Below are 22,809 nucleotides of genomic sequence, written 5' to 3'. Positions count from 1 at the left end.
TGCTGTTCTTTCAAGCTTGGCCAAGGTCTCACGCGATTGGTTTTGACAGGACGTGCGACTGTCCGACTTGAGCCGGATCAACATTGGAAAAGGGATTTCAGGCATTTTTTAACAAAAGCCAACAATTCATGCACAATTCTAGGGCAGGGCGCATGAATCATCAAACTGGAAAAGGGGCAGCCAAAGTTCAACCACGGCCCGGCTTTTTGGCGCGTGCAATCGACGTTATCGCCAATTCAGCCCGCGACCATTTTCCAGACGCCCGAAACCCGATCCAAGGGTTGGTTATGTGCAAAGCTACAAGACGTTTAGGATGCTTCGATCAATCTTGAAACACATAGGTTCCCGGCGCATCACACAGCGGTTCGTGGCCATTTGCGCCCATTTTGGGCGGGGCGATAGGATCGCCAGATTTCTGTACCAACCAATCGGTATAGGCTGGCCACCAAGAGCCGTCTATTTCGGTCTCTTCGGCCATCCAGCGGTCCGGGTCAGTATATCGGGCATCTTTGGATTTGGTTTGTATCCGGTAATGACGGCGCGGATGCCCCGGTTCTGAAACAATTCCGGCATTGTGGCCGCCACTGGTCAAGAGGAATGTCACATCGGTATCGGACAGCAGTTTGAACTTATAGACGGACTGCCATGGCGCGACGTGATCGCGCTCTGTGCCGACCATAAACACCGGAGTGCGAATATCCGAAATTGCGACGGGCCGGCCGCCGACAGTATAGCGTCCTTCGGCGAGATCATTGTGCAAAAACAGCTGCCGCAAGTATTCTGAATGCATCTTGTATGGCATTCGCGTCGCATCCGCATTCCAAGCGGACAGGTCGGTCATCTGTGTCCTTTCGCCCATCAGATAGGTATGAATAATCCGGGACCAAATCAGGTCGTTTGATCGCAACAGCTGAAATGCACCCGCCATCTGTTTGGTATCGAGATAGCCTTTTTCCCACATCATATCTTCGAGATACGTCAGCTGGCTTTCATTGATAAAAAGCGTCAATTCACCCGCTTCGGTAAAATCCACCTGCGCAGCCAGCAATGTCAGGGTTTTCAGACGGGTGTCGCCATCACGGGCCATGGCCGCCGCAGCAATCGACAGCAGCGTTCCGCCCAAGCAATACCCCATCGCGTGAATTCCAGTTGCTTTGGTGATGTCTTCCACAGCGTTGATCGCGTCCATAACCCCGTGGGACAGATAATCTTCTAGCCCCAAATCGCGATCTTTGGCGTCGGGGTTTTTCCATGACACCATAAAGACGGTGAACCCTTGGCTGGTCAGGTAGCGCACCAATGAGTTTTCGTCGCCAAGATCCAGAATATAGTACTTCATGATCCAAGCCGGAACGATGAGTATGGGTTCAGGGCGTACTTTATCGGTTGTGGGCGCATATTGGATCAGTTCGATCAACGCGTTGCGATAGACGACTTTGCCAGGAGTGTTGGCCGTGTTGCGCCCGACCACGAAAGCCTCCGTCCCGACAGGGTTTTTGCCAGCTTGCGCACGCGATGCGTCCTCGAGAAAGTTTTGCCAGCCGCGCACCAAATTCATGCCGCCTTGTCCAAGTGTCTGTGCCAAAATCTGTGGGTTGGTCATCGGGTAGTTTGACGGTGAAAACACATCCAATATCTGGCGGGTCGCAAATTCAACAACGTTCTCATGTTGTTGCGTGATGCCTTCTACTTCGGTTGTCGCGTTGTGCCACCATTGTTGGTGCAACAAAAAGGCTTGTGACATGGCGTTGAACGGATATTTCTTCCACGCATCATCCGTGAACCGGCGGTCCTGCGGGAGGGGCGTGATACAGGTTTCGGAGGTGTTGGGGTTGGCCGCACACTGGGCCGTATAGCTGGCAAAACGCTTCGTTTTGTCAAAGGCTTTTTCGACCAGTTCCAGCTGTTTTCCCGGCGCCGAGGATAGGTGCAAGGCCCAATCAGCAAAGGCCGCTTGCAGCGCAATGGGGGACAATCCCCCAGTAAACCGAGCTTGGGCAGCCTTTAGCACTTTGTCCAGCGCTTGTTCCATACTGGTAATTGTGTAGGCGGGCCGATTTGATTGGTATGTCGGCTCGTAAGCGGTCTGATTGGCATCGGGCTGTCGGGAATGAAGTGACGTGACATGTGCCATCGCAGGCCCCTTTGCAGATCAAAGAATTTTACGCGTAGACATAATCAATTTTGATTGTTGTGGATTGATCTCGGTCAATCCGCGCACACTGAGCCGGTGATATCTGTTTTCGCAGATTTAGCGCGCACATCGCGCCAACCCCATTTTGTTTAATCCAACCGAATGAGTGACCTGTGGGGGTAACCTTGGCGGGTGCGCAGGCCGCGCTGATCTATTGGACAAAGGATCTTAACATGATCGGGGCAGCGCTATGATCCCTCAGACTGATCCGCAAACGGATACAGAGACAGACGGATACATCGTGGCCATCCGAGGCGGCGTAGTTGATGTGGCCTTTGCTGGTGTTGTGCCGCGCATTCACGATCTGCTTTTTGCGGGGGATGTCGCGCTAGAAGTGTCTGGGTTGATTGGGCAGGGCATGGTGCGCGCCATGGCTATGGCACCGGTGCGCGGGCTTGGCCTTGGCATGACGGTCACCGCCACTGGTGGTCCGATCAAGGTTCCTGTGGGTGATGGGGTCTTGGGCCGGATGTTGGATGTATTCGGCGCTCCGATTGATGGGCGTCCCGAACCGAAGGCAGCTGAGCGCCGTTCAATCCATCGTCCGCCGCCGAAACTAAGCGACCGCGTTTTGCATTCGCAGATCCTTGAGACTGGAATCAAAGCCATTGATCTGTTGTCCCCCATCGAGAGGGGCGGAAAAACCGGACTTTTTGGCGGGGCAGGCGTTGGCAAAACCGTTCTGATCACCGAACTGATCAACAACACCGTGCAGCACCACAAGGGCGTCAGCCTGTTTTGCGGAATTGGCGAACGGTCCCGCGAAGCCGAAGAACTCTACCGCGAGATGGGCGAGGCTGGTGTGCGCGAAAAAACCGTGATGCTCTTTGGGCAGATGAACGAAGCCCCGGGCGTGCGGTTCTTGGTAGGTAAATCGGCTTTGACCATGGCTGAGTATTTCCGCGACGATAAAGGCCAAGATGTGCTGCTGTTGATCGACAACATTTTTCGCTTTGTACAAGCGGGGTCAGAAGTATCCGGATTGATGGGACGGATGCCGTCACGCGTTGGTTACCAGCCGACATTGGCAACTGAATTGGCCGGCCTAGAGGAGCGCATCACCTCGACCAAACGTGGAGCGATTACATCTATTCAGGCGGTCTATGTTCCGGCGGATGATTTCACCGACCCGGCTGCGGCGCATATCTTTTCGCATCTCTCCGCCTCCGTGGTTCTGTCGCGCAAACGTGCCAGCGAAGGCCTGTATCCGGCGGTTGATCCATTGGCATCGGTATCGGTGATGTTGACGCCGTCGGTGGTTGGGCAACGTCACTACGATATCGCGCGCGCGGTACGCAAAACGCTCGCCGAATACGAAGAGCTGCGCGACATAATCGCGATGCTCGGGCTTGAAGAATTGTCATCCGCCGACCGCGCCACCGTGGCCCGTGCCCGCCGTTTGGAACGGTTTTTGACGCAACCCTTCGCGACCACCGGATCGTTCAGCGGGATGGAGGGCAAGCTGGTGCCGATTGAGGAGACGCTGGCAGGATGTGCGACGATCCTTAACCAGACCGAGTTCGATTTACCCGAAAGCGCCTATTACATGATCGGCGGCCTCGCAGATCTGGAGGCAACCCCATGAGCCTTGCTGCGGAAATGACGGTCATATTGCAATTGCCAACCCGCAGTTTGTACCAAGGGCAAGCGGCTGGGTTGACGGCTGTGGCACCAACTGGGGCCTTCGGGATGTTGCCGAACCATATTGATTTTGTCACAGCCATCGTGCCGTCCGTTGTCACCCTGCGCCTACTGGATGGATCCGAAGCGTTCTTTGGTCTGGACGAAGGGATGTTGGTCAAAAAGGGACATAACGTAACCATTGCCGCCCTGCGCGGCGTGCAAGGGGACGCGTTGGACAGCCTGCAAGAAACGGTCGAGGCCAGTTTTATCCAAATGGACGAAGAAGAGCGCCAAGCCAGATCTGCTTTGTCCCGGCTTGAGGCAAATATGGTGCGGCGCTTTGCGGAACTGGAAAGGCCAATTCCATGATCGATGGCCCAGAAAAGCCCGCCAAAGACAAACCCACCAAGGACATCGCACGCCAAGCGAGGCGGATGAAGTCAACACGTGATCATCCGGGGCCAAGTCCGCTGCGCGGCATCGGCACCTTTGGCATGATTGGCTGGTCCATTGTTGTTCCAACCGTGGGTGGCGCGTTTCTGGGGCGCTGGTTGGACCGAAATGCACCGCAAACGTTTTCCTGGACCATCGCGCTCATTCTTGGGGGTGTCGTGGTCGGCGGATTTATTGCTGCAACATGGATGAACAAAGAAGGAGGCGACAAATGATCCCTTTTGATTGGACATCAGCCCTGCTGGGTATCGGGGCTGGCACGGCAATGAGCGTCTTGTTTTTTGCCGGATTGGCTGTCGGGATGCGCTTTGCGTTGCGCAGCACAAACCCCGTTGGGTTTTTGGCGCTTAGCGCAGCCGTACGGATTTTTGCACTGATCGGTGTTGGCTGGATTGTGGCCGAACAAGCCGGGCCGTGGGCCGCGCTGGGCTACGCCGTTGCGTTTTTTGCCTCGCGCCTTGTCGCCACCACCGTTGCGCGGATCGGGGCTGTCCCGAAGGGGGCGTTATGAACCTGACTCCTGATCAGATCATCATTTTTGAAGTCTGGGGACTGCCAATCAACGCGACGCTCGTTTTCACTTGGGTGGTGATGGCATTATTGGTGGCCGCATCGATGGTGATCACCCGCAATCTGCGCCCGGACGTGCCGCCAAACCGGTGGCGCACCATGCTCGAAGTCATCGTGCAGGGCATTCAGGCGCAGATCGAGGAAATTGCCGATGGCCCGTCGCGGCATCTGCTGTATTTCGCCGGAACGCTGTTTTTGTTTGTTGCCGTCTCGAACCTGTTGCTGGTGGTTCCGGGGTTTGAGCCCCCGACGTCTTCGCTGTCCACCACAACGGCTTTGGCGATTTGCGTCCTGATTGCAGTGCCGATGTTCGGTGTGAGCAGCCGCGGGCTGGGCGGGTATCTCAAGACCTATCTTGAACCCACGTTCATCATGCTTCCCTTTAACATCATCTCAGAATTCTCGCGGGGGATTTCGTTGGCGATCCGCCTTTATGGTAACATCATGAGCGGTGCGGTGATTGCCGCCATCTTGTTGACCGTTGCGCCGTTTTTCTTTCCGGTGGTGATGGATGTTCTTGGACTGCTGACTGGTATGATCCAAGCCTATATCTTTGCCATTTTGGCCACTGTCTACATTGCAGGAGCCACGGCACCTTCCCCCCAAAGTTCGACCGAAAAGGACATCCAACAATGACAGATCTTGCCATCATCGCCGCCATCTCGATCTTTACTGCGGGTCTCACGGTGTCATTCGGGGCGATTGGCCCTGCTTTGGGCGAAGGGCGCGCGGCGGCAACGGCGCTGAGTGCGATTGCCCAGCAACCGGATGCGTCTCCGGCGATCTCGCGCACCTTGTTTGTTAGCCTGGCGATGATTGAATCCACGGCAATCTATTGTTTTGTAGTTGCGATGATCTTGATCTTTGCGAACCCCTTTTGGAATGCTGCGGTGGCAGCGGCGCAGGCAACAGGCGGCTAAGACATGTCAATCGACTGGATTACTGTTACGGCCCAAATTGCCAACTTTCTGGTGCTTGTCTGGCTGCTGAAACGGTTTCTCTACCGTCCAATCCTAGGTGGAATTGACGCCCGCGAAGCCGAAATTTCCAATCGGATGCAAGATGCTGTGACAGCCAGAGACAAGGCCGAAGCGATTGAGGAGACCTATCGCGACAAGGTGCAAGCCTTGCATGTTGCGCAGGCGGAAATGACGGAAACGATCCGCCAAAAAGCCGAACAACAGCGCGATGTTTTGCTGGCGGATGCACATGCGCAGATGGCTGTTGAACAGGCAAATTGGCAAGCGTATCTTGACGGTGAAACCCGCAAATACACGGCCAAAATGCACGGTGCCGGGGCAGGGGCGCTGTTGTCTTTGACGCGCAAGGCGCTGATCGATTTGGCAGATGAGACGCTAGAGGCGCAAATGATCCGGCACTTGATCCAGAAAATCAAACCTTTGGCACCGAAGCTGAACAACGCATCTGTGCAAACGGCAACGGCGGTCGTAACCAGCCACGCGGCCTTGACTGACGCGGTACAAAACGCTGTCCGTTCGGAACTGCAAACCGAGTTCCCCAAGGTCTCTGTTCGCTTCAACACTGAAGCCTTGCAGGCACCGGGTTTGGTGCTGCGTTTGGACGGGGTCCAAGTGGCTTGGACCGTTGACACTTATATCGACGGGCTTGAGGCCATGATTGCGGACCAACTTGCCAAAGGCCCCGAAATGAGAGCGCAGTCAAATGGCACATGACGCTGGGTCCACTGCGCTGTCTCCAGAAGGGATGCTTGCCGCTCTGCTCGGATGTCCTTCCCCCGGTCCCCGGCTCAGCGAGATAGGGCAGGTCGCCGAGGTTGCCGACGGGATTGCCATTGTGACGGGGTTAGAGCGTGCCTTGGCGGACGAATTGCTGAAGTTTGAGTGTGGGGTTCAAGGGATTGTTCTGGATCTCGAACCGGGGCGGTTGGGCGTGGTTCTTTTGGGGCGTTCCGAGCAAATGCGCATTGGCGAAAGTGTTGTTCGAACCCACAAAGTCGTGAGCACCAAGGTTGGCGCGGCTTTGTTGGGGCGCGTGGTCGACGCGCTGGGGGATTCGCAAGACGGAGGTGGCCGGATTGAGGCCGACGCGTCCCATCCGGTTGAGGCAGAAGCCCCGCCAATTCTGGATCGACACGCAATTTCGCGCCCCTTGGCGACGGGGATAAAGGTGATTGATGCGGCTGTGCCGGTTGGGCTTGGGCAGCGCCAATTGGTGATCGGAGATCGGCAAACCGGCAAGACGTCACTGGCTGTGGATGCAATTTTGAACCAAAAGAATACCGATCTCATTTGCATCTATTGCGCCATTGGGCAGCGGGGGGATGCCGTGGCAAAAGCCATTGGCGCGATTCATGACGGGGGGATGAGCAAACGCACAATCGTTCTGTCGGCCGGCGATGAAGATGCGGCTGGCCTATCTTATATCGCGCCCTATGCGGCGCTGACCATGGCAGAGCATTTCGCAGCGCAGGGCCGCGATGTTTTGGTTGTTCTGGACGATCTGACCCATCATGCTCGATCGTACCGCGAATTGTCGCTTTTGCTGCGCCGTCCACCGGGCCGCGAGGCTTTTCCAGGGGATATCTTTTATATCCATGCCCGATTGTTGGAACGGGCCGGACAATTCACCGAAGGGGCAGGCGGCGGGTCAATTACCGTTCTGCCGGTGGTTGAAACGCAGGCCGAAAACCTGTCAGCCTATATCCCGACGAACCTGATTTCTATTACAGATGGCCAGATCTATCTGTCGCCGCGTTTGGTGCGCAAAAACCAGTTTCCAGCGGTTGATTTGGGCGTATCCGTTAGCCGCGTAGGTGGCAAAGCCCAAAGCAAAGCGTTTCGGTCGGTGGCGGGAAATCTGCGCGTCACCCTATCGCAGTTCGAAGAGCTGGAGGAGTTTGCCCGTTTTGGAACGCGTCTGGATGATGCAACGCGGGGACGGCTGACCCGAGGCGCTGCCGTTAGGGCCTCTTTGCGTCAATCTGAACGTGACCCAATTCCCGCAATCGAGCAGCTGGCGGTTTTGGTCGCCGCGATGGACGGTCAATTTGACAGTCTGGACGAAGCACAGGTTTTTACGCTGATGGCGTCTATCAGATCCGCCGCAGCGCGTGACCTTATGGATTTGGCGGCACAAATCGCCCAAAACGCACCTTTCGACGAAGCGGACCGTGCCCGTCTGGCTATGCTTGGCAAGGATGCGCGGCAGGCGCTTGGGGGGCAAGATGGCGCAATCGCTTGAGGCGCTGGCCCGCCGCACTACCAGCATGCAGGGCATCCGGAGCGTCGTTCACACGATGAAAACTCTGTCGGTCATTAATGCGGCCCCATACGAGCATGCCGCCCGGGCCATCGAAGCCTACCACGAGACTGTGCTCAATGGGATGCATGCGTTTCTATCGCAGTCTGCGAAGGTCAACACGGGCTTGGTTCAAGAAGCGGCGCAGGTTGTGGTCGTTTTTGGTTCGGACCACGGGCTTTGCGGCAACTACAATGAGGTGATTGCCGCCCATGTCGCCCCGTTCATCCAATCCGATTTGGCGGGCCAAGGAACGCTTTTGTGTATCGGGGCACAAATGGTAGATGCGCTAACCGACAAGGGGCTGACTATTGATGCATGCTTTTTGCCCCCGGCTTCTGTTGACGGAATCGGGCGGTTGGCGAACCTTTTGACGCAACGGTTGGATCAAATCAGAGCGGAAAACACGAAGCATGAAATTGCAGTGACCCTTGCCTATTCCGCGCGGGTTTCAGGGGGCGGCTGGGCCCCGAAAATCGCACCTTTGTTGCCGCTTAATCCGGCCTTGGTTGCGGAACTTCAGGCCAAACCCTGGGCGTCACGCAGTGTGCCGTCGTTTTCGATGCCGCCCGGTGAACTGTTTATGGCACTAATCCGCAAACACCTGTTTGCCAGTCTTTTCCGCGCCGCAGCTGAGGCCTTGGTCACTGAAAACGCCGCCCGGCTCGCTTTGATGCAACAAGCCGAGCAGTCGGTTGACGACAGGTTGGATGCCCTGAAATCCGAAATGCGCAACCTGCGGCAAAGCGAGATCACAACAGAGCTTTTGGATGTTATCATTGGGTTCGAGGCGTTGAAGAAACCAAGGCGCCCTGCGCCCAATCCATCCGAATAGACGGATCCCTCTTTGTCATCCATGCGGCCCCGCCCTGTGACCGCAGGTTGCGTCAATTGCTGTGGTCGGCAAGCGACGTGAACGGTGTCTTAAGAGTATGTAGCCGCAGATGGCGCATAAAGGCACGGGCGATGGCGGGGCTGTGTTGGGTTTCCTGCGTGGCGAAATAACTGCGGTATTCGATCGTCGGGGTGAAGATGCGGAATATCAAATCGTCCGACCGATATTGAACAACGGGAAAAGGGTTCACCACTGTCAGTCCCAGCCCCTCTTTGGCCAAATCCACAGCTGCAAACGAAGTCGAGGCTTCGGCAACAATGCGCGGAGTGCTGCGGCTATTGGTGAACACCCTGTCCAATTGGGCCCGCCGCGCGTGGCGATGTGTCAGGGCGATCATGGGCTGGTCGTGCAAATCCTCTGGCCCAATGCTGTCTTTTTGCGCCAAGGGGTGGGATTTGGGCATGGCGCACACTGCTTTGGAGATTCGGAACGGGATCAGTTTCACCCGCTCGCGCGACAGCTCGACACCTGTCAGACCGAGGTCAAATCGCAATTCCTGGATGCCGCGAATGACCTCTTCCGAAGAGGCGACTTCGAGGCTGACAAAATAATGTGGATTTGCATGCAAGAAAGAGGCGACATGGCGCACCAGATACCGGTGCGCATAGGTCGGTGGGGCAACCAGCCGAAGGGTTTCTTGGGCAGGGGCAGGGGGGCCATCAATGCGGTCCAAGGCTTCGAACAGCGGATCGAGCCGCCGGTTCAACTGCGCGGCTTCGGATGTTGGCTTCAAACGCCCGCCGTCACGTTCAAATAACATCATGCCGGTACGCGACTCGAGGCTGGCGATTGACCGGCTGATGGCAGATTGCGACAGGCCAAGCCGAACCGCCGCCTTTGAGGTGGTTCCGCTTTCCATCAATGCGCGCAATGCCTGATATTCAGGCAAACTGTGCCAAGATCGGGTTCCCATAGCGTCCTTTGCAGAAATGTCATGTATCAATGATGTTTTATCATACTGATACCGATGGTCTATGAGATTTTCTGCCGTATGGTTTTGGAATTAGACTCACGGAGTGGCCCGATTTTGCCTGAACAAACGCATCCTTTGATATTCGATGGACACAATGATGTTCTTTTGCAGCTCTATCGGGCTGGGGGTTTGACAGCGTCAGATCAATTTGTCTCTGGAAGAACGGGTGCGATTGATGCGCAAAAATCGGCCCAAGGCGGATTTGGTGGCGGGTTCTTTGCTGTCTATGTGCCGTCACCCGTGGATCTCGAATTCAAATTCGAGGAAATGGCCAAGCCAAGCTATGACTTGCCCTTGCCTGATCCGATTGAGTGGGAAGATGCGTTTCCGGTTGTGATGGCGCAGGCGGCGATCTTGTTTGATCTGGAGCAGCGCGGCGCGTTGACGGTCTGCCGAACCGCTTCTGATATTCGGGAAACACTGGCGGCCAACAGGATCGCGGCGGTGTTTCATATCGAAGGTGCCGAGGCAATTGATGCTGATTTCCATACACTTGAGGTGCTTTATCAGGCGGGCTTGCGGTCGCTTGGACCGGTTTGGAGCCGCTCGACCATCTTTGGCCATGGTGTCCCGTTCCGCTATCCCAGCGACGGAAACATTGGCCCCGGGCTAACCGATTACGGGTTGCGTCTGGTCAAACGTTGTGACGAACTGGGAATTATGCTTGATCTGTCCCACCTGAACGAAGCCGGTTTTTGGGACGTGGCGCGCCATTCCACCAAACCGCTGGTTGCCACGCATTCCAACGCCCATGGCATTTGTCCGCACTCACGCAATCTGACCGATAAACAGTTGGCCGCGATTCGTGAAAGTGATGGTATGGTGGGTCTCAACTTTGCTGTTGCATTTTTACGCGACGATGGCCGCATGTTGGCTGATGTTCCTATCAGTCAGATGCTGAGGCATCTGGACTATCTCATTGAACATCTGGGCGAAGACCGCGTTGGTCTTGGCTCTGATTACGACGGGGCGATTGTGCCCGAGGATTTGACCTCGGTTGCCAGTCTTCCCAAACTGAGGCGCGCGATGGCGCAGCATGGCTATGGCGAAACGCTAATTGCCAAACTGTGCCATGAAAACTGGCTGCGTGTTTTGGAAAAGACATGGGGACAATAACCCCAACTGCCAGATTAAAATAAAGAAAAACGATAGGAGAGGTTCTAACATGAACGCATTTAATAAACTGCTCTCAGGGGCTGCGATGGGGCTGGCACTCAGTGTTACGTCGATGGCTGCCTATGCTGAAACACCTGCCAATATGCTGGTAATCGCCCACCGTATTGATGACGTGACAACCGTTGACCCCGCCGAAAGCTTTGAGTTCGCCGGGTCTGACATCAGCCGCAACGTTTATGGTCGTTTGGTCAACCTTGATCCGAATGATCTGGCGGCAGGCTATCAGCCAGACCTCGCGGAAAGCTGGGACGTGTCCGAGGACGGCAAAACCATCACATTTACCATGCGCGAAGGTGTGAAATTCCATTCGGGCAACCCTGTGCGCGCTGAAGATGCGGCTTACTCGCTGCAACGTGCGGTTATCTTGAACAAGACGCCAGCGTTCATCCTGACCCAGTTCGGTTTCACTGCTGACAATGCAATGGAAACGATCAAAGCCGACGGCAACAAGCTGATCATCACCACCGATCAGAAGTATGCAACGTCGTTTGTTCTCAACTGCTTGACCTCGACCATCGGCGGTATTGTCGACAAAGAAGTTGTGATGGCCAACGAAGTAGATGGCGACATGGGCAACACTTGGCTGAAAACCAATTCAGCCGGTTCCGGCCCCTATGTTTTGTCGAGCTGGAAGCCAAACGAAAGCGTCCTGCTGACTTCGAACCCCGACTACTATGGCGGCGCGCCTGCTATGGAACGGGTGATCGTGCAGCACGTGCTTGAAAGTGCATCGCAACGTCTGTTGCTGGAACGCGGCGACATTGACATCGCCCGCAACCTGAACCCCGAAGATATCGCCGGTGCCACAGGCGCTGATGGTGTCAAAGTGGTGGACGAGCTGAAGGGCCGTCTGATGTATCTTGCGTTGAACCAGAAGCACCCCGTGCTGTCCAAGCCAGAGGTTCGTCAGGCCTTTAAATACCTGATTGACTACGAAGGTATGCGCGACAGCTTCCTTAAGGGGCAGTATACGATCCATCAGAACTTCTTGCCTGCCACATATTTGGGCGCGTCGGACGAAGCGCCTTTCACATATGACATCGAAAAAGCCAAGGAACTGCTGGCCGCAGCCGGTGTTGAAGGGCTAGAAATCGAAATCGGTGTTCGCGAAGCGCAAGAGCGTATGGAAATCGGCCAGTCCTTCCAAAACGCAGCGGCGCAGGCCGGGATCAAGGTGAACATCACCGTTGGTACAGCCAAGCAGATCCTCGCGCGCTACCGTGCCCGCGATATTGACGTGTATCTTGGCGCGTGGGGACCGGATTATCCTGATCCACAGACCAATGCAGGTACATTCGCCTATAACCCTGACAACTCGGACGCAGCCAATGCGACCGGCTTGCTGGCATGGCGGACAGGTTGGGATCCGGAAGGTCTGACCGACAAAGTGGCCGCAGCTGTCACCGAAGGCGATCGCGATATGCGGGTGAAGATGTATCAGGAAATTCAGGCTGAATTCCGCGAAAAATCCCCGTTTGTGGTGATGTTCCAGCAGATCGAACAATCTGCCATGCGTGACAATGTCATGAACTTCTCGACGGGTCAGGCTGTCACCGCCGCCGCTTATTGGCAGGTCACCAAGTAAATGGCGCTTGCTGAAGACAATAAGGAGAGGCACCCTCGGGTGCCTCTTCCGCAATGGCTTAAGACCACTTTGCTGACGCTTGGGTCGATTTCCGTAACTTTGCTGGGGCTGCTCTTCGTCACCTTTATCATCGGCCGCGTCATGCCGATCGACCCCGTGCTTGCCATCGTTGGTGAACGCGCGTCGCAAGAAACCTATGACGCTGTTTACCTGCAGCTTGGGCTGGACAAGCCGCTGTTGGTGCAATTTCTGTATTATCTTTGGGACGTGCTGCACCTCGATTTCGGCACCTCCTTGCTAAACGCACGTCCGGTGTCCGAAGACATCGCCCGTGTGTTCCCCGCTACGATGGAACTGGCAACGCTGGGCATCATATTTGGTGTTGTTCTGGGCGTGCCCTTGGGCGTTTTGGCCGCCGTGAACAAAGGATCGTGGATCGATCAGTTCGCCCGCGTTCTGGCCCTTGTCGGCTATTCCATGCCGATTTTCTGGATGGGCCTGATGGGGCTGCTCGTGTTTTATGGCATTCTTGGCTGGGTCGGCGGTCCGGGCCGCGTTGGCATCTTTTATATGGATGTCGTGCCGCCTGTGACGGGCATGATCCTGATCGACGCTGCGCTGGATCGCAATTGGGAGGTGTTCAAAGACGCCTTTAGCCACATCATCCTGCCTGCCTCGCTGCTTGGGTACTATTCGCTGGCCTATATCAGCCGCATGACCCGCTCGTTTATGCTGGAACAACTCAGCGCTGAATACATCACCACCGCGCGGGTCAAAGGCATGTCCGAATGGAATGTTGTGTGGAAACACGCCTTCAAGAACATCCGCGTACAGCTGATCACCGTGATCGCGCTGAGCTATGCTGGCTTGCTCGAAGGATCTGTCCTGACCGAGATCATCTTTAGCTGGCCCGGTATTGGCAGCTATATCACCACAGCGCTGTTGAGCGCCGATATGAACGCCGTTTTGGGCGGGACTGTGGTGGTCGGGCTGATCTTTATCCTGCTCAATATTTTCTCGGACTTGTTGTACAAAGTCTTTGACCCACGTGCGAAATAAGGGGGCATCCATGTCTCAGACACAAACTTTGCGCGCGTGGTTGCTGACCGATACGCCCACGTCGCGCCGCCATGCAAAACTGTCAGCGATCTATCAAGGCTGGCTGTCTTTTCGGTCTAACACCATGGCGATGATCGGCCTTGGGATCTTGGTTCTGCTGGTTCTGGTTGCTGCTGCAGCCCCGATACTGGCACCGCATGATCCGTTTGCACAGGATTTGGGCAACCGGTTGGCACCGCTTTGGTCCGATAGCCATGTATTCGGAACCGATAGTCTGGGGCGTGATATCCTTTCACGTCTGATCTATGGCGCACGGATTACGTTGTATATTGTTGGATTGGTGGCCCTGATCGCGCCGATTTTGGGACTGCTGGTTGGCACTGTGTCGGGCTATGTTGGTGGCTGGGTCGATGTTGTGTTGATGCGTATTACCGATATCTTTTTGGCTTTCCCTCGGTTGGTTCTGGCTTTGGCCTTTGTGGCTGCGCTGGGCGCTGGTATCGAGAATGCGGTATTGGCGATTTCGTTGACGGCTTGGCCACCCTACGCACGTATTGCGCGGGCTGAGACGCTTACAATCCGGTCGTCGGATTACATCAGTGCGATTCAACTGCAGGGTGCAGGAGCCCTTCGTATCATCACCAAACACATCTGGCCGCTGTGTATTTCTTCGCTCATTGTACGGGTGACGCTAGACATGGCGGGCATTATTCTGGCCGCCGCGGGCCTTGGGTTTTTGGGCCTTGGCGCACAGCCACCCAGCCCAGAATGGGGCGCGATGATTTCCGAAGGACGGCGTTTTATTCTTGACCACTGGTGGGTTGCGACGGTGCCGGGCTTGGCGATCTTTACCGTATCCTTGGCGTTTAACTTGCTCGGAGACGGGCTGCGCGATGTGCTTGATCCGAAGGCGGGTGAATAATGGAAAAGCTTCTGGATGTTGAGAACCTTTGGGTGAAATTCCCGTCCCGCCAAGGGGTGTTTGATGCGGTGCGCGGCGTGTCGTTTTCACTGGGCCGCGAACGATTGGGCATCGTCGGAGAAAGCGGGTCGGGTAAATCGATGACTGGCCGCGCCATTTTGCGGCTGATCAGATCGCCGGGCATTGTCGAGGCCGATCACATCAAACTGGACGGTGTGAACCTGCTGGCCAAAACCGAAAAAGAGATGCGTGCCGTGCGCGGTCAGCGAATTTCTATGGTCATGCAAGACCCGAAGTTTTCGTTGAATCCGGTCACAACGATTGGGGATCAGATCATCGAAGCCTATCGTTTGCACAACAAAGCCTCCAAAGCCGATGCATACGCCAAATCCATAGAAATGCTTGAGGCCGTTTCGATCCGTGATCCGGAACGGGTGATGCGCGCCTATCCGCATGAAATGTCAGGTGGGATGGGGCAACGGATTATGATCGCCATGATGCTGATCCCCAATCCCGAAATCTTGATCGCGGATGAACCCACGTCAGCGCTGGATGTGTCTGTTCAAAGGCAAGTTCTTGATATCATGGATAAGCTGGTCAAGGAACGCGGCATGGGTTTGATTTTTATCAGCCATGACTTGAACCTTGTGGCCGATTTTTGCGACCGGGTTCTGATTATGTATGCTGGCCGGATTGTTGAAGTCTGCGAAGCTGACAAACTGCATGAGGCCAAGCATCCCTATACCCGCGGTTTGCTAAATTCTTTGCCACGTTTGGATGCACCGCGTGACCGCCTTGAGGTGTTGCAACGTGATCCTGCATGGTCAACAGCCCCAAGTGTGAGTGGCCAAATATGAATATGCTCGAAATCAACGGTTTGAACGTCTGGTTTGGCACCGCGCGCGATCGGGTCGACGCGGTAAAGGGGGCGACATTTGATGTGGCCAAGGGGCAAAGCTTTGGCTTGGTTGGAGAAAGTGGGTCCGGAAAATCGACGATTTTGCGCGCGATTACCGGTCTGGCTCCCACATGGTCTGGCAGCATCAAAGTGGCGGGTGAAACGGTTGAACACAAACGCCACAAAAGCTTTTTCAAGACGGTTCAGATGGTGTTTCAAGATCCCTATGCCTCGCTCCATCCGCGCCATTCGGTGGATCAGGTTCTAGGTGAAACACTGCATTTGCACGGGTTCAAGGACATCGACAACCGCGTGGTTAAACTGCTTGATGATGTCGGGTTGGGGCAAAAGTTCCGTTTTCGCTATCCGCACCAGTTGTCGGGTGGTCAGCGTCAAAGGGTTGCAATTGCGCGCGCGCTGGCCCCTGAACCGACGCTTTTGCTGCTGGACGAACCAACCTCCGCATTAGACGTGTCAGTGCAGGCTGAAATTCTCAATCTTCTGGCAGATTTGAGGGCAGAGCACGGATTAACCTACCTGATGGTGTCGCATGACCTGTCCGTGGTCGGGCACATGTGTGACCGATTGGCGGTAATGAAAGATGGCGAGATAGTTGAGATTATGGATGTGGCAGCTTTGCAGGGAATGCAGGCTAAGCATCCATATTCAAGACAGCTCTTGGAGGCCTCGGTCTGATCGAAGCCCGCCTTTTTAACCGTGCTGTGATCAATAGGGGCCGCGTGTCAAAGCGGCCCCTTTTTGGATTGCAAGGCGAAGAGCAATTCCCCCACAAGGGGCGAGAGCGCTCTATCGGCAATATTCGCCGGTTTTGACCACTCCGTCATTTGTGACGGTTCGAGTTGTGAAGTCATAGCATCCGGGGTGATCTGATGGCGTGTAGCGGATGTAGTAGTCATCACCCTCAAAACTGTAATCCATACTGCGGCTGCCAGTTTCGTCTTCGGTGAAGACCAGATTTTGGACACCGCCCTGCGGTGGCCTTCCGGGCGCGGCCCCGCCTCCGTTGGCTATTGTGAGCGGGGGGACGCGGGGCAGGCGCTCAAAATCGGCGACTTCGCCCATCAGGCATTGCACAATGTAGGGCGCACCCGATGAGGTGTGATAGCGATAGCCAAAGGTTTCGTCGTGCTGTCCGTTACATACATCCAGCACACCTTCCGAAATCTCGGACCCGTCGGGATTGTTGTCGCCGTATATGGGAAAACCGTCAAAGGCCCATCCAAGGATCGCCTCATCGCCAGCATTGGCCATCTGGTCGATCATGCAGGCGGGTTTGACATGGTAGTGATAGTCGTCCCCGCGTCCTGCATGGCCGCCGCATACATCCAGCTGCCGGGTTTGAAGCGTATCGTGTCTGGCTTGGTGGTGGGCCAAATCGGCTTCGGTCATTTCGCCGCCGCCCGTATAGTCGTAGATTGGTACGCCATTTACGGCGACACCCAAGGCCGCGTCGCGGGTCAGCGGCGTTGTCCCAAGTGTCGGCGTCAAAATGATCGGCGCGGCATAACCGGCGGGAACGGGCACCTGTTCGTTTGTACCAACGATCCCTGTCATCTTGTCATGGTCCGGATAGGTATCGGATTGGAGGATCGCATGGGTCTCGGTACAGGTCACTGTGACGCGCTGATCAAATCCCGCATCGGTGACTGAAGCTTGGACTGCGGCGCAATGATCTTCATGGGCGGCACTGGCAGTGGCAGAAAAGGCCGTCAAAAGGGCTGTGGCCACAAAAGCCGGGCGAATTCGTTGGTTGGGCGTGTTTTCCATGTATTTTACTCGACGGTGAAACGGCATAAAATGGTGTTGCTTTGTTCCAGGTCCGGTCCCCAGATCAGCTCGGCATCTTTCGCCCAGTCGATCTTGTCGTACCCGTCTTTGGGGCTGACCTCACTTTCGGAAAATATGTTTGCCTGTGGCCACTCCGAGGCATCAAAGCTGGCCAGATCCCAGCCTTCCGGCTCCGCCATAGCCTCGAAGGTACAGGCTCCTTTGCCGGCCTGGGGGTTTGCGTCTTTTTCGCAAGATTTGTCCAAGGGAGCCGCATGAATGACTTGGCATTGCCAATCGGCATTGCTGACAACCGCCGTGCGGCCCGCAGCATCCCGGATCTGGACGATCAGGCCGCCGTCACCCATTTGCTGCCGACGGGTGCCGATGTATTCCAAACCGGTATCGTTTTCTTTGAAATCCTTGGCGATAACCCCGATTACAAAGGGCCGCTCGGCCTCGAAGTCAAAGCTTTCGGCATTGAAGGATCGTTCGGTGGTGATCGGCACACTGTCTTGTGCGACAAGCGTGCCGTTGACCCGCATTTCAAACCAGTTGTCGGCCCAAACATCAGCAGCGAATGTTTCTGCGCTTATGGCCGTTCCGCTAAGGCATAGCAGTGAAAATATGGCGACTGTGCGTTTCATGATAAAGTCCTGAATAAAGCGAATTTTGAGTTAAACGTTAGGAATGAATAATTCCGTCGATCAAAGGTAAGGTGCAAAAGGTATCTTCTGCAACATTCGCATTGGCCTGATCTGCGACTTTTGTTTTTAGGGCTTTGGCATGCGCCTTGCATATTTGCAGGGGTCGGGATGCAAGGGGCGAAGATCAGGGTTTTCGCGCTGATGACTGCTGTGCCAAGATGTCAGCCTTCAATGCTTCACTGCCGTTTGTGACAGGTCAGGGGCTCACAAAACACAAAGGGCTTTTGCCTGTCCGTCCGGCTTGTTTTTTGACCTGCTATAAAAATGTGCATAGGTCGGGCAAGTGCCCTCTTGTTGTGCGGATGTTGCGGATCTTTCTTGAGAAAGATGCGCGGCTCTGGGAATCCGACCGCAGCTTTGGCCTCGTCTCTTCTGATATCAAGACATGACGCCGAAGGGGATTAAACATGATGTTTGATAAATCGATACTGGCTGCCGCTGTTGCGCTCATCACCACGCCGGTTCTTGCCGAGACAGACATGCCGTTTGCCTTGGATTGGAAATTTGAGGGTCCATCGGCTCCGTATTTTCATGCTTTGGATGCAGGATACTTCGCGGATGAAGGACTGACGGTGACGATCAGCGAAGGAGCAGGGTCGCTCGACGCTATTCCAAAGGTCGCGACGGGGGCGTTTCCGATTGGTTTTGCCGACATTAACTCGCTCATGCGGTTTTTGGATCAAAACCCGGGCGCGCCTGTGACGGCAGTTATGATGGTCTATGACAAACCGCCTTTTGCAGTGGTTGGCCGCCGTTCGCTTGGGGTTGAAGCGCCCGCCGATTTGGAGGGCAAGGTCCTTGGCGCCCCGCCCCCTGACGGTGCATGGGCGCAGTTCCCGATCTTTGCCGCCGAGACCGGCATTGATGTATCGGCTGTGACGGTTGAGCCGGTTGGCTTTCCAACGCGCGAGCCAATGCTAGCCGAAGGGAACGTGGCTGCGATCACTGGTTTTTCTTTCTCGTCGACTTTGAATTTGAAACGCCTCGGTGTTCCTGCCGACGACATATCGGTCTTGTTGATGGCCGACTATGGCGTTGATCTATATGGCAACGCGATTATCGTAAACACGGACTTCGCTGCGGAAAATCCTGCACTTGTAACCGGATTTCTGGGTGCGGTTGCGCATGGCTGGAAAGATGCGATTGCCACCCCTGATGCGGCTATTGCGGCTTTGATGGCGCGCAATCCGGCGGCAGATGCCGATCTGGAAACTGAGCGGTTGCAGATGGCGATTGATGCCAATGTCCTGACTGATTTTGTGGCTGCCAACGGGATCGGATCTATCGACACCGATCGAATGATGAACGCGATCGAGCAAACCAAATCGGTCTACGAGTTCCAGAACGAGCCAGATATGGCCTTGTATTTTGACCCAAGCTATTTGCCGACAGACGGCAGCTTGATGTTGAAGTAACGACTTTAATTGGGCCGCTACTCAGTTTCGTAGCGGCCTATATCGCTCAGAGGCAAAATGACCGAAAACCTCATAGAAATTAAGGGTGTGACCCACGCCTACAAAACTGCAAGCGGGCCGTTGCCAGTGCTGGACGGGCTGAATGTTTCGGTTCCAGAAGGGACATTTGCGGCCGTTGTTGGCCCCTCTGGATGCGGAAAGTCGACCCTGACCAAACTGGTCGCGGGCTTGATGAAACCCGATTCCGGCGAAGTATGGTTGCATGGGGAACTAGTAAAAGGCCCGCGCAAAACTGTTGGCATGGCCTTTCAGAATCCCGTGCTGCTGGAGTGGCGCACGATCTTGGACAACGTGATCTTGCCGCTTGAGATTGTTGCCCCCAAGATGTCAAAGGCCAAATGCGTCGCCCGCGCCATGGAGCTGCTCGACATGGTCGGGCTCGTCGGGTTTGAACACAAGCGTCCGTCAGAGCTATCTGGTGGTATGCGCCAGCGTGCGTCCTTGTGCCGGTCTTTGGTCCACAAACCTGACGTTTTGATCATGGACGAACCTTTTGGGGCGTTGGATGCATTCACACGCGAAGATCTGTGGCAAACCATGCGCGATTTGCGCCGCGCCGAACCGTTTACCGCTGTTTTGATAACTCATGATCTGCGTGAAAGCGTCTTCTTGGGCGATCAGGTGATTGTATTGTCCGGACGTCCAGCGCGCAGCCAATATGTGATGAATGTTGATTTGCCCGAAGACCGGACATTGGACGTTCTGTTCACCCCGAAAGCCGCCGACATGCTGCACAGGTTGCGCGACCAGATCAAAATCGCTCAGGGTCGTGATGTGGAGGCTCACTCATGATAGGTAAAATCGCCACACCGCTCCTTGCTGTTCTTGTGTTCCTTGGTTTGTGGGAATTGCTGGTTTGGGTAAATGACTGGCCGAATTACAAAATGGCCTCTCCGTCCGATTTGCCCCCCGCATTCTGGAAATACAAAGAGCTGTTTTTCACAATGGGATGGCAGACCCTGTGGCGCACGGTTGCCGGGCTGATGTTGGCAGTGGTCTTTGGCACCCTGATTGGCATGGTCATTGGTTTTTCCAAGATCGCCCGCGATGCGCTTTACCCGCTTTTGATCGGCTTTAACGCGATCCCAAAGGCCACGTTGGTGCCAGTGATTTCGCTGATCTTTATCGGGCAGCATGATTTCAACACGGTTTTGATGGCCTTTATGATTTCGTTCTTTCCAATCGCGGTCTCTGTGGGGATCGGGCTATCCACACTGGAGCCCGAATACCGCGACATCCTTCGAGCGCTTGGGGCCACGCGGTTCACGATTTTTCGCAAGATCGCCTTGCCCAAAACCTTGCCGGAGTTTTTTGGGGCCCTGAAAGTTTCAGCAACACTGGCCTTTATCGGAACCAATCTGGTTGAAATCGTCAGTCCGCACGGGCGCGGCCTTGGCGCTTTGTTCAAGTCGGGCGAAACCAACGGCGATTACCCCTTGATGTTCGCAGTCCTCATTGCGCTCGCGTTTTTGGGCATCGTTTTGTATTACGCTGTGGTCTTTTTGGAGCGGGTTTTTGCGGGCTGGGCGGACCGAGAGGGGACATAGGGGCATACCTTGTGTGCGCATGTGGCGATTTAGTTTCGGTCTCTCAAGGTCAATGTTTGCTACGAAGCAGATTGAGAATGCCAACGAGATACTTTGATGAGTTTCCCTGTGTTGCAGTACGCATAACGGGGGTTTCATGCACGGCGGAACCGTTCAATAAGCGGCAGGCAAATTTCTACGACCCGCACCGACGGCATTTATTTGTGGACGGTAGAGCCTTTTGGCATGCGACCAAAGGGCTGCCCAAAGGCTGGATAGCTAACGCAAAAAGAACACTAGGCCGGAGCTTCCGGATCTTTAGAAGGGGCGAGGATAAAGATGTTAGGATTTGGCCCGAAGTCGACGCCCGCACCCAAGTGTAGCCGCAGGCGGTTGACGAAATCGGCGGTTTCTCCCAACAGAAACATCTGGCCACCTTCGAACGCTACGCACTGTGTTTGCAATATTCAAGAAGCCTGCTGGTCTTCACGCAGCAAAGCTACAAAGCAGACTCATCAGGTGTACCGACACCGCTGCCATTCGTGAAAGAAAGTGAAACTCCACTTTGTGCGAGGAGTTATATCGTTTCGGCTTTCAATAGTAGCGTATTGAATAAATCGTATTGCTGAGTAAGGTCCAGTTTTTTCAGAGTTTCCTTCGCCCGGTTATTGTCTTTGGCGCGCTCCAAAGATGGCACTCCCTTCGTTTTAGAAGGCGCATCTCGAACGCTATCCTTTATCTTCACATCAAGCTGCTCATTCGAAAGTCCGTTGTGACCCACGCCCAAGAACTCGGATACTCTAGAAGTAAACTTGGACGGGTTCTTGATAACAGTATTAAAGTCAAAAACTTTTACTGACTCTTTTTCTACTACTTGATAAAATCGCAAGTATTGTTGGCAGAAAAATTCTATTCGTTTTATATTTTCCTGAATTCCCATGTAAACGACATAAGATGAAAGGCAATCAATTGGATCCCTGATGATAGATATGCATGGGATTCCAGAGGATTGAGCCAAGGAAATGTTGAAGCGATTGTGTGTGTGGTGAGAAATCAAATTTTGGGGAACATCAACATTAAGAAAGATGGCGCGCGTAAGATAACTGTTTCCGCTTCTTGGGAAGGAATCAAAGCACAATTTTGAATTTTTCTGAACTATTCCCTTAGAAGAGCCTCTTTTTTCGATTATCTCTTGTCTTTGAACTTCAAAGTTATCAATTTCTTGCGGTGTCATTATGTTACGCTCGGCATCATTGGTTCACGCAGCAATGGGTATTGCTTGACTGGCCTTGTTAGGCAGAAATGCGATATGATGCTGCTCGGCGGCCAGATTACGCATCGTTAGCTTGGGCGCAAGTGTGAATGGTGCGTTTAATGCGTTTGCAGCCGATTATACCAAGCTGCGGCAGAATGAATTTCGTGTCGTCAACAGCCATGCCTTCCGCTTCCTTTGCCTCCAGTCGCACACAGGCGACACACCACAGAAGAAATACAGCTCACGTTTGTTCCCGCTTACCGGACCCCCGCGCCAATGATGGAGCGACCGAAGAGCGTCAGTATGTCAACGCACCCCGAATTGACGGCTAAAAAACGGCTTTGTTGCACAAATCGGATGAAAGGCGAGCTTCCCCTTTCCCCATCCGGATTTAGCCTACAGGCTCAGTGACTGGTATGCCCAAAGCGGTG

General features: G+C 54.7%; 23 protein-coding genes. 18 read left to right on the top strand and 5 right to left on the bottom strand.

Translation table 11 applies throughout. The features are described 5' to 3' along the window. Positions 1–322: 322 nt before the first annotated feature. The gene (locus tag C8N36_RS21680) at positions 323–2,134 is read right to left on the bottom strand and encodes a PHA/PHB synthase family protein (protein ID WP_097806747.1); all 1,812 of its coding nucleotides are present in this window, start codon (positions 2,132–2,134) and stop codon (positions 323–325) included. A gap of 250 nt (positions 2,135–2,384) precedes the next feature. On the opposite strand from C8N36_RS21680, the gene atpD reads away from it, so the two are divergent. The 9 genes from atpD to C8N36_RS21635 are packed head-to-tail and all read left to right on the top strand — an operon-like array spanning position 2,385 to position 8,954. After that, complete coding sequence (gene atpD, locus C8N36_RS21675; protein WP_097806746.1) at positions 2,385–3,779, top strand: F0F1 ATP synthase subunit beta; 1,395 nt, start codon at positions 2,385–2,387, stop codon at positions 3,777–3,779. Further along, the gene (locus C8N36_RS21670; RefSeq protein ID WP_097806745.1) at positions 3,776–4,186 is read left to right on the top strand and encodes an ATPase; all 411 of its coding nucleotides are present in this window, start codon (positions 3,776–3,778) and stop codon (positions 4,184–4,186) included. Before atpD ends, C8N36_RS21670 begins: the two co-directional genes overlap by 4 nt. Continuing rightward, positions 4,183–4,485: an AtpZ/AtpI family protein gene (locus C8N36_RS21665; RefSeq protein WP_097806744.1), complete on the top strand. Its 303-nt coding sequence runs from the start codon at positions 4,183–4,185 to the stop codon at positions 4,483–4,485. The genes C8N36_RS21670 and C8N36_RS21665 overlap by 4 nt, the downstream gene beginning before the upstream one ends. Beyond that, entirely contained in the window at positions 4,482–4,781 is a 300-nt protein-coding gene (locus C8N36_RS21660; RefSeq protein ID WP_211318273.1) for an ATP synthase subunit AtpR, read from the top strand. Before C8N36_RS21665 ends, C8N36_RS21660 begins: the two co-directional genes overlap by 4 nt. After that, positions 4,778–5,476 carry a F0F1 ATP synthase subunit A gene (locus C8N36_RS21655; RefSeq protein WP_097806743.1) on the top strand — a complete coding sequence of 233 codons (699 nt, stop codon included), beginning with the start codon at positions 4,778–4,780 and terminating at the stop codon, positions 5,474–5,476. The genes C8N36_RS21660 and C8N36_RS21655 overlap by 4 nt, the downstream gene beginning before the upstream one ends. Continuing rightward, entirely contained in the window at positions 5,473–5,760 is a 288-nt protein-coding gene (locus C8N36_RS21650) for a F0F1 ATP synthase subunit C (RefSeq protein WP_097806742.1), read from the top strand. The genes C8N36_RS21655 and C8N36_RS21650 overlap by 4 nt, the downstream gene beginning before the upstream one ends. A gap of 3 nt (positions 5,761–5,763) precedes the next feature. After that, a complete protein-coding gene (locus C8N36_RS21645) occupies positions 5,764–6,534 on the top strand; it encodes a F0F1 ATP synthase subunit B family protein (RefSeq protein ID WP_097806741.1) in 771 nt (256 codons plus the stop codon). Beyond that, positions 6,524–8,062 (top strand): F0F1 ATP synthase subunit alpha, encoded by a 1,539-nt coding sequence (locus C8N36_RS21640; protein WP_097806740.1) that lies wholly within the window; start codon positions 6,524–6,526, stop codon positions 8,060–8,062. Before C8N36_RS21645 ends, C8N36_RS21640 begins: the two co-directional genes overlap by 11 nt. Next, entirely contained in the window at positions 8,046–8,954 is a 909-nt protein-coding gene (locus C8N36_RS21635; RefSeq protein WP_097806739.1) for a F0F1 ATP synthase subunit gamma, read from the top strand. Before C8N36_RS21640 ends, C8N36_RS21635 begins: the two co-directional genes overlap by 17 nt. A gap of 52 nt (positions 8,955–9,006) precedes the next feature. Here C8N36_RS21635 and C8N36_RS21630 read toward each other — a convergent pair whose 3' ends face one another. After that, positions 9,007–9,927: a LysR family transcriptional regulator gene (locus C8N36_RS21630; protein WP_097806738.1), complete on the bottom strand. Its 921-nt coding sequence runs from the start codon at positions 9,925–9,927 to the stop codon at positions 9,007–9,009. Between the two features lie 78 nt (positions 9,928–10,005). On the opposite strand from C8N36_RS21630, the gene C8N36_RS21625 reads away from it, so the two are divergent. The 6 genes from C8N36_RS21625 to C8N36_RS21600 are packed head-to-tail and all read left to right on the top strand — an operon-like array spanning position 10,006 to position 16,323. Next, positions 10,006–11,103 (top strand): dipeptidase, encoded by a 1,098-nt coding sequence (locus C8N36_RS21625; RefSeq protein WP_097806771.1) that lies wholly within the window; start codon positions 10,006–10,008, stop codon positions 11,101–11,103. A gap of 49 nt (positions 11,104–11,152) precedes the next feature. Beyond that, entirely contained in the window at positions 11,153–12,748 is a 1,596-nt protein-coding gene (locus C8N36_RS21620) for an ABC transporter substrate-binding protein (protein WP_097806737.1), read from the top strand. Further along, entirely contained in the window at positions 12,749–13,807 is a 1,059-nt protein-coding gene (locus C8N36_RS21615; protein WP_097806736.1) for an ABC transporter permease, read from the top strand. Positions 13,808–13,817: 10 nt separating this feature from the next. Further along, entirely contained in the window at positions 13,818–14,729 is a 912-nt protein-coding gene (locus C8N36_RS21610) for an ABC transporter permease (RefSeq protein ID WP_097806735.1), read from the top strand. Beyond that, entirely contained in the window at positions 14,729–15,586 is an 858-nt protein-coding gene (locus C8N36_RS21605; RefSeq protein ID WP_097806734.1) for an ABC transporter ATP-binding protein, read from the top strand. Before C8N36_RS21610 ends, C8N36_RS21605 begins: the two co-directional genes overlap by 1 nt. Next, positions 15,583–16,323, top strand: a complete 741-nt coding sequence (locus C8N36_RS21600) for an ABC transporter ATP-binding protein (protein ID WP_097806733.1) — start codon at positions 15,583–15,585, stop codon at positions 16,321–16,323. Before C8N36_RS21605 ends, C8N36_RS21600 begins: the two co-directional genes overlap by 4 nt. A gap of 111 nt (positions 16,324–16,434) precedes the next feature. On the opposite strand, the gene C8N36_RS21595 is transcribed toward C8N36_RS21600, so the two are convergent. Both C8N36_RS21595 and C8N36_RS21590 read right to left on the bottom strand, forming a co-directional pair. Continuing rightward, complete coding sequence (locus C8N36_RS21595; RefSeq protein WP_097806732.1) at positions 16,435–17,415, bottom strand: YHYH protein; 981 nt, start codon at positions 17,413–17,415, stop codon at positions 16,435–16,437. Between the two features lie 5 nt (positions 17,416–17,420). Next, positions 17,421–18,062: a PEBP family protein gene (locus tag C8N36_RS21590; RefSeq protein ID WP_097806731.1), complete on the bottom strand. Its 642-nt coding sequence runs from the start codon at positions 18,060–18,062 to the stop codon at positions 17,421–17,423. A gap of 467 nt (positions 18,063–18,529) precedes the next feature. Between C8N36_RS21590 and C8N36_RS21580 the strand changes: the two genes are divergently transcribed. The 3 genes from C8N36_RS21580 to C8N36_RS21570 are packed head-to-tail and all read left to right on the top strand — an operon-like array spanning position 18,530 to position 21,144. Beyond that, positions 18,530–19,537: an ABC transporter substrate-binding protein gene (locus C8N36_RS21580; RefSeq protein WP_370739171.1), complete on the top strand. Its 1,008-nt coding sequence runs from the start codon at positions 18,530–18,532 to the stop codon at positions 19,535–19,537. 57 nt (positions 19,538–19,594) lie between these two features. Beyond that, entirely contained in the window at positions 19,595–20,389 is a 795-nt protein-coding gene (locus C8N36_RS21575) for an ABC transporter ATP-binding protein (RefSeq protein ID WP_097806729.1), read from the top strand. Next, on the top strand, positions 20,386–21,144 hold the full coding sequence (locus tag C8N36_RS21570; protein WP_097806728.1) for an ABC transporter permease: 759 nt from the start codon (positions 20,386–20,388) through the stop codon (positions 21,142–21,144). The genes C8N36_RS21575 and C8N36_RS21570 overlap by 4 nt, the downstream gene beginning before the upstream one ends. 556 nt (positions 21,145–21,700) lie before the next feature. Here the strand turns inward: C8N36_RS21570 and C8N36_RS21565 are convergent. Continuing rightward, positions 21,701–22,357, bottom strand: a complete 657-nt coding sequence (locus C8N36_RS21565) for a hypothetical protein (RefSeq protein WP_110767976.1) — start codon at positions 22,355–22,357, stop codon at positions 21,701–21,703. Positions 22,358–22,809 lie beyond the last annotated feature (452 nt).

Source organism: Pelagimonas varians (assembly GCF_003208435.1).
Classification (GTDB): domain Bacteria; phylum Pseudomonadota; class Alphaproteobacteria; order Rhodobacterales; family Rhodobacteraceae; genus Pelagimonas; species Pelagimonas varians.
The sequence above is the reverse complement of the archived record's forward strand: the minus strand, read 5'-3'. Positions and strand labels throughout refer to the sequence as shown.

What these genes read in the sequence shown, in the direction of transcription:
- C8N36_RS21680 (WP_097806747.1), bottom strand. Translation starts at nt 2,134, where the DNA reads ATGGCACATGTCACGTCACTTCATTCCCGACAGCCCGATGCCAATCAG.
- atpD (WP_097806746.1), top strand. Translation starts at nt 2,385, where the DNA reads ATGATCCCTCAGACTGATCCGCAAACGGATACAGAGACAGACGGATAC.
- C8N36_RS21670 (WP_097806745.1), top strand. Translation starts at nt 3,776, where the DNA reads ATGAGCCTTGCTGCGGAAATGACGGTCATATTGCAATTGCCAACCCGC.
- C8N36_RS21665 (WP_097806744.1), top strand. Translation starts at nt 4,183, where the DNA reads ATGATCGATGGCCCAGAAAAGCCCGCCAAAGACAAACCCACCAAGGAC.
- C8N36_RS21660 (WP_211318273.1), top strand. Translation starts at nt 4,482, where the DNA reads ATGATCCCTTTTGATTGGACATCAGCCCTGCTGGGTATCGGGGCTGGC.
- C8N36_RS21655 (WP_097806743.1), top strand. Translation starts at nt 4,778, where the DNA reads ATGAACCTGACTCCTGATCAGATCATCATTTTTGAAGTCTGGGGACTG.
- C8N36_RS21650 (WP_097806742.1), top strand. Translation starts at nt 5,473, where the DNA reads ATGACAGATCTTGCCATCATCGCCGCCATCTCGATCTTTACTGCGGGT.
- C8N36_RS21645 (WP_097806741.1), top strand. Translation starts at nt 5,764, where the DNA reads ATGTCAATCGACTGGATTACTGTTACGGCCCAAATTGCCAACTTTCTG.
- C8N36_RS21640 (WP_097806740.1), top strand. Translation starts at nt 6,524, where the DNA reads ATGGCACATGACGCTGGGTCCACTGCGCTGTCTCCAGAAGGGATGCTT.
- C8N36_RS21635 (WP_097806739.1), top strand. Translation starts at nt 8,046, where the DNA reads ATGGCGCAATCGCTTGAGGCGCTGGCCCGCCGCACTACCAGCATGCAG.
- C8N36_RS21630 (WP_097806738.1), bottom strand. Translation starts at nt 9,927, where the DNA reads ATGGGAACCCGATCTTGGCACAGTTTGCCTGAATATCAGGCATTGCGC.
- C8N36_RS21625 (WP_097806771.1), top strand. Translation starts at nt 10,006, where the DNA reads ATGGTTTTGGAATTAGACTCACGGAGTGGCCCGATTTTGCCTGAACAA.
- C8N36_RS21620 (WP_097806737.1), top strand. Translation starts at nt 11,153, where the DNA reads ATGAACGCATTTAATAAACTGCTCTCAGGGGCTGCGATGGGGCTGGCA.
- C8N36_RS21615 (WP_097806736.1), top strand. Translation starts at nt 12,749, where the DNA reads ATGGCGCTTGCTGAAGACAATAAGGAGAGGCACCCTCGGGTGCCTCTT.
- C8N36_RS21610 (WP_097806735.1), top strand. Translation starts at nt 13,818, where the DNA reads ATGTCTCAGACACAAACTTTGCGCGCGTGGTTGCTGACCGATACGCCC.
- C8N36_RS21605 (WP_097806734.1), top strand. Translation starts at nt 14,729, where the DNA reads ATGGAAAAGCTTCTGGATGTTGAGAACCTTTGGGTGAAATTCCCGTCC.
- C8N36_RS21600 (WP_097806733.1), top strand. Translation starts at nt 15,583, where the DNA reads ATGAATATGCTCGAAATCAACGGTTTGAACGTCTGGTTTGGCACCGCG.
- C8N36_RS21595 (WP_097806732.1), bottom strand. Translation starts at nt 17,415, where the DNA reads ATGGAAAACACGCCCAACCAACGAATTCGCCCGGCTTTTGTGGCCACA.
- C8N36_RS21590 (WP_097806731.1), bottom strand. Translation starts at nt 18,062, where the DNA reads ATGAAACGCACAGTCGCCATATTTTCACTGCTATGCCTTAGCGGAACG.
- C8N36_RS21580 (WP_370739171.1), top strand. Translation starts at nt 18,530, where the DNA reads ATGATGTTTGATAAATCGATACTGGCTGCCGCTGTTGCGCTCATCACC.
- C8N36_RS21575 (WP_097806729.1), top strand. Translation starts at nt 19,595, where the DNA reads ATGACCGAAAACCTCATAGAAATTAAGGGTGTGACCCACGCCTACAAA.
- C8N36_RS21570 (WP_097806728.1), top strand. Translation starts at nt 20,386, where the DNA reads ATGATAGGTAAAATCGCCACACCGCTCCTTGCTGTTCTTGTGTTCCTT.
- C8N36_RS21565 (WP_110767976.1), bottom strand. Translation starts at nt 22,357, where the DNA reads ATGACACCGCAAGAAATTGATAACTTTGAAGTTCAAAGACAAGAGATA.